At 66.8% G+C, this 5,642-nt stretch carries 2 protein-coding genes and 1 pseudogene; 2 read left to right on the top strand and 1 reads right to left on the bottom strand.

Features of this window, described 5'->3' with window-relative positions; genetic code table 11:
- Positions 1-67: 67 nt before the first annotated feature.
- A pseudogene (gene purQ, locus GXH28_RS15040) lies at positions 68-916 on the bottom strand (phosphoribosylformylglycinamidine synthase I).
- A 177-nt stretch (positions 917-1,093) separates the two neighbouring features.
- On the opposite strand from purQ, the gene GXH28_RS15035 reads away from it, so the two are divergent.
- The gene (locus tag GXH28_RS15035) at positions 1,094-3,745 is read left to right on the top strand and encodes a S8 family serine peptidase (RefSeq protein ID WP_320447973.1); all 2,652 of its coding nucleotides are present in this window, start codon (positions 1,094-1,096) and stop codon (positions 3,743-3,745) included.
- Positions 3,746-4,130: 385 nt separating this feature from the next.
- Positions 4,131-5,642, top strand: a 1,512-nt coding sequence (locus tag GXH28_RS15030; protein WP_169239838.1) for a CYTH and CHAD domain-containing protein, incomplete at its 3' end; no start/stop codon positions are given.

Here is a 5,642-nt window from a genome sequence, read left to right as displayed (position 1 = left end):
TTCAGAAGTCAGAAGGTCAGATTGCAGGTCAGAGCGATCTGGCCTATCCCTATAACGTCCGCTAAGCTCAAACGCCGGCGGCCAGCACACGAACAGCCGACTTAAACAGCGCCAGCCCTAATCCCCCCGCGTTCACCGCGCGTCCAGCGCGGGTGCTGCCAGGGATAGATATGGTTCTCCGGATGCGGCATCAGGCCGAGCACGTTGCCTCGGGGGTTGCAAATGCCGGCGATGTCCGCTACCGATCCGTTGGGGTTGTCCGGGTAGGTGACTGGCGCGCGATCGCTATCGCTCACGGTCTGGTTACCGTAGGTCAGCGCGATCTGCCCGCGCGCCTGCAGCATCGCCAGCACGGCCGCGTCGCGCGGGATGAAGTTGCCCTCGCCATGCGCCACCGGGCAGTAGATCGGCTCGCTGAGGCCACGGGTGAACAGGCACGGGCTCGCCGGATTGGGGATTAGCGTCACCCATCGGCACTCGAATCGGCCGCGCGCGTTGCGGGCCAGCGTAGCCTGCTGCATCGCGCCGTCGGCCTCGAGCCCAGGCAGGATACCGGCTTTCACCAGCGCCTGGAAGCCGTTGCAAATGCCAAGCACCAGTTTGCCGGACTCCACAAACGCGCGCACTTCGTCGGCAAAATACACGTTGAGGTCGAGCGCCACCAGTCGGCCGGCGCCGAGCGCGTCGCCATAGCTAAAGCCGCCGGGCAGTACCAGCATTTGTGGTAATCCGACCAGCGACGCTCACCGGCGCGTAACTGGTTGACGTGTACGATCTCAGGCGCGCCGCCGGCCAGCTCGCAGGCGGCTGCCGCATCGTGGTCGCGGTTGGTGCCGGAGGCATGCAGGATCAAAATGCGCGGCCGCGCGTTCACGAAGGGAAATGTATCACGCTTCTGCCAACTCCTGAAGTTCATTCGATTCGGAGAAGGAAGTCGGGAGTCCGTAGGCCGGACACTGCTACAATCCTTGCACCGAGGGGGTCATTCCTTGCAAATCATCCTGCGCCTCGCCATTGCCGCCGCGATCGCGCTGGCAGCATCCATCCCGCGAACGACGTCATCCAAGCCGCGCCCGGGCCGCAGAGCGACATCGTGCCCAACCGCTACATCGTCGTGTTCGAGCCCGGCGCCGGCCGCGCAGCGATGCAATCGGTGAAGGCGCAGGCCGCCAGCACCTACGACGCCGAGGTCATCTACGAGTATTCGGCGGCGCTGAACGGCTTCGCCGCGCGGATGAGCGCCGACGCCGCTGCAGCGTTGCAGGCTGACCCCAGCGTCGCCTTCGTCGAACCGGATCGCCTGATCACCTACCGCGCCGAGCGACTCGCGACCGACGGCGTGCAAACCGATGCGCCGTGGGGCCTGGATCGCATTGACCAGCGCGACCAGCCGCTCGACGCGCGCTACACCTACAGCGAAACCGGCAGCGGCGTCCACGTCTACGTCCTCGACACCGGTATCCGCCTGACCCACGCCGAGTTCGGCGGGCGCGCGCTGGCCGGCTTCACAGCGATAGACGACGGCAACGGTGTGAACGACTGCGACGGCCACGGCACGCACGTGGCCGGCACGATCGGCGGCACCACCTTCGGCGCGGCGAAACAGGCCACGCTCTATGCCGTGCGCGTGCTGGGATGCGATGGCTATGGCACGCTCTCGGGCGTCACCGCCGGCGTGGATTGGGTGACGGCCAACCACGTCAAACCCGCCGTCGCCAACATGAGCCTGGGCGGCAGCGCTTCGGCGGCGCTCGACGCAGCGGTGCGCAACTCGATCGCTGCCGGCGTGACCTATGTGCTGGCCGGGGGGAACGACTACGGCAGGGACGCGTGTAACGCCTCGCCGGCGCGCGTGGCCGAGGGCATCACCGTAGGCGCGACCGAGCGCACCGACTACCGGGCTGCCTACTCCAACATCGGCGCGTGCCTCGACCTGTTCGCGCCGGGCAGCGGCATCACCTCGGCTTGGATTGACTCGGACACGGCGACGGCCGATCTCAGCGGCACTTCCATGGCTGCACCGCACGTCGCGGGCGCAGCGGCGAAATACCTGCAGGTGAATCCGACTGCTCCACCGGCGACGGTGCACCAAGCGCTGGTGAACGTGGCCTCGCTGAACAAGGTGAGGAACACCGGCACGGGGTCGCCCAATCGTTTGCTGTTTACGCCCGGAGCCGGCAACGCGCCCGACAACGACGGCGGCCCGATCGGCATCGGCGAGTCGCGCAATGGCACGATCCTGCCGGCCTACGACACCGACGACTTCACGTTCGACGGGTTGGCAGGACAGGTGGTGTTGATCACGCAGAACAAAGCGAGCGGCAGCGCGCTCGACAGCTTCGTCGAGCTCTACCGGCCCGACGGCCGGTTGCTGAGCAGCAACGACGACGGCGGCGGCAACAAGAACGCGCGCCTACAGGTTACGCTCCCCGTCAACGGGCCCTACCGCATCCGGGCGAAGGCCTACCGCGCCAGCACCGGCGCATACGTCCTCAGCCTCTCGCTCGTCACCGGCGGCGACCCCGACGACTTCCGCTGGATCGCCTTCGGCCAGACGCTGACCGGCACGGTCAGCCCGGCCGGCGATCGCGACACGTACTACGTCTCGGTCGCCGCCGGGCGCACGCTGCGCCTGCGCATGAACAAGGCGACGAGCACGCTCGACCCCTACCTGGAGCTCTACAACCCGAGCGGCGCGCGGGTGAGTTACAACGACGACGGCGGCGGGGATCGAAACGCGCTCTTGTCATATGTGGCGCCGGCGACCGGCGTGTACCGCATCGTCGCGCGCAGCTATGCCTCGCGCTCCTCCGGCCAATACCAGCTCATCCTGGAAGGCACGCCGCTGGTCAACCTGGCGCAGGGCAAGCCGGCCGTCGCCTCCTCGACCGAGTCCATCGGGGCCGAACCCTGGCTGGCCACCGATGGCGACCTGACCACGCGCTGGGCGGCGAAGCTCGGTGATGGGCAATGGTGGTATGTGGACTTGGGTGACGCACAGGCATTCGACCAGGTGACGATCAACTGGGAAGCCGGCTACGCTCGTCGCTACGGCGTGTTCGTCTCCAACGGCGACGCCTGGCGGAACGTGTTCTGGACGAACGCAGGCGATGGCGGCGTGGATGTGATCGGGTTCGAGCGACAGACGGCGCGCTACGTGATGGTGTATGGCGCGCAGCGCGGGACCGATCTGCCCCTCTCGTTCTACGCAGTGGGCGTGTTCGACACCGGCCAGAACGTGCCGCAGACCGTGCTTGCTAACGACGAAACCAAGCCACCCGACGACGCACCGCCGGAAGCGCCGCAGCCGCCGGCAGAGGACGGCAAAGAGCCACAGCTGCCCGGCGAAGGCGCTGACGCCCAGGAGAGCGCGCCGGTCGCCGAAAGCGCCGCGGCGATCGCGCCGGTCGCGCCCCTCACCGTCGAGCTGCCGGTCGCGGTGATCCTGAAAGCCGACACGAATGCCGTGGAAGTGAAGCGCGAGGATATGCTGTATCTGGTCGGCGACGCATCGGCCAACGTTGCGCGCGGGCGCAGCATCGCAGCCTACGAGTGGCGCTCGCACCGCGACGGCGTGCTCTCCACCGGCATCACGGCTACGCTGCCCATCTCGCAGCTTGCGCCCGGCCCGCACATCATCACCTTCCGCACCCAGGACGATCAAGGGCACTGGTCGCAACCTGACCACGCGCTGTGGGTGAATCTGCCGGCCGCGTTCGTATATGTGCCGATGGTGCGCCGCTGATCTGCGTCCGAGTTGGGTGCATTTCAAAATGGGGGAGCGCGGACCGGCTTGCAGCGGTATGCGCTTCAGTCGCGCCGGGATCAATCTCGGCGCTGAGCACACGGGCAAGCCGCGCGCATTCCGCCCCTTTCAGCCCAGTCGTTTACGCCGGGGCGAGTCTGCTACATCTGCCCCCGTTGGCGAATGCACCCTCCGAGTCTCCGCTCAGGTTTAAAACGCAGCGACCAACGCGCTCGGCGTGCGTTGATCGCTGCGCTTCCTAAGCCGCAGATTTTGAAAACTCCGACAGGCTGCCGAATGTAGAATATTGCACGAGATGCCTGTGCGCCTACCGGGCGCATGGGGCAGATGACCGTGTCGTCATTTGGATCTCCGAGAACACAATATGGCGCCGACCGACGAGGCAGAGAATCAGCAAGAGATCGAGTGGCAGTTCGACGTGGACGACCTCAGTACGGTAGAGAGCTGGCTACGCGCGCGCTCCGAGGCCGGCGACCTGCAGTTCCACTTCGGCCAACCCAAGGAACACGTTGACAGCTACTACGACACGCCGGACTGGCGGCTCTTCCGCGCAGGCTATGTGCTGCGCGTGCGGCAGGCCGAGGGCGAACCTGCCGAGGCCACGCTCAAGTCGTTCGGCACCCGGCAGGACGGGCTGCGCCGGCGGCGCGAGATCAACGAGCAACTGCACTTCAACGGCGTCGTGAACGACCCCGTAGGCAAAGTGATCCGTGCGCCTGGGCCGGTCGGCCAGCTGGTGAAAGTGCTACTGGGGGGGCGCACGGCTCACACCCTGCATCGGTTGTTCGACGCGCGCACCCGGCGCCAACGTATCAGCGTTTATCAAGACAGCGCGCGCCTGGCGGAAATCGCCCTCGACGACGTGTCCATCGCCGCCGACCGGCGGCGCAAACCGGTGCGCCTCCGGCGCGTCGAGGTGGAAGTCTCCCCCAACGGCCCCGCGGGCTGCAGAACCGACGCCGTGGAGGCGTTCGTCGCCGAGATGCGCCTGACGCACCGCCTGCGCCCGGCGACCGATTCCAAATTCGAGCTGGGCCTGCAGGCGCAGCAGTTGCAGCCGGGATTCGCGCTCGACCTCGGTCAGCCCCAGGACACCGACCACCTGGCCGACGACCCAACCGTCGGCGAATTGGCGTGCGCCGTGCTGCGCGAACACTTGGCCCAGTTTCTGTCACAGGAGCCGGGCGTGCGCCTGGGCGAAGATGCCGAGGCGGTGCACCGGGCGCGGGTCGCCACGAGACGGTTACGGGCAGCGCTGAGCCTCTTCCGCGATTACCTGCCGCCCGAGGCCCAACGTCTGCGCGATGAGCTGCGCTGGATCGCCCGCCTCCTCGGCGGCGTGCGCGACATGGACGTGCAACTGGAGCGCTTGGTCACCTGGCGCGAAGAAGACGCGACGATCGAACCACACGCGCTGGATAGCCTGGAGGCGCTGCTCACCCGCCAGCGTGAGCAAGCGCGGGCGAAGCTGCTGCGCGGGTTGAACTCGGCGCGCTACGAGCGACTGGTCACCGAATTGACCGGCTTTTTGCGCGACGACGCGAGTCTATACGCAGGCGAGCAATACATGAAGCCGGCCCGCCAGGAGATGCCCGGCCTGATTCGCCGCCGCTACGACAAGCTGCGCAAGCTGGGCGACGCCATTCAGCAGGATTCGTCGCCGAGCGAATATCATGCGCTGCGCATTCAATGCAAGCGGTTGCGCTATGCGCTGGAATTTGCTACGCCGCTCTACCGGAAGGCAGCGCACGCCTATCTGTCGCGCTTGAGGGCGTTGCAAGACTTGCTCGGCCTGCTCCAAGATGCGTATGTCGCCATCAAGGAGATGCGTCGCCTGAGCTTGGCGTCACAGCATGGGTTGTCGGCGCAGGCCATC

The organism is Candidatus Roseilinea sp. NK_OTU-006, from assembly GCF_012931985.1.
GTDB lineage: Bacteria > Chloroflexota > Anaerolineae > J036 > Brachytrichaceae > JAAFGM01.
This window is presented reverse-complemented; position numbering and strand designations above follow the sequence as displayed.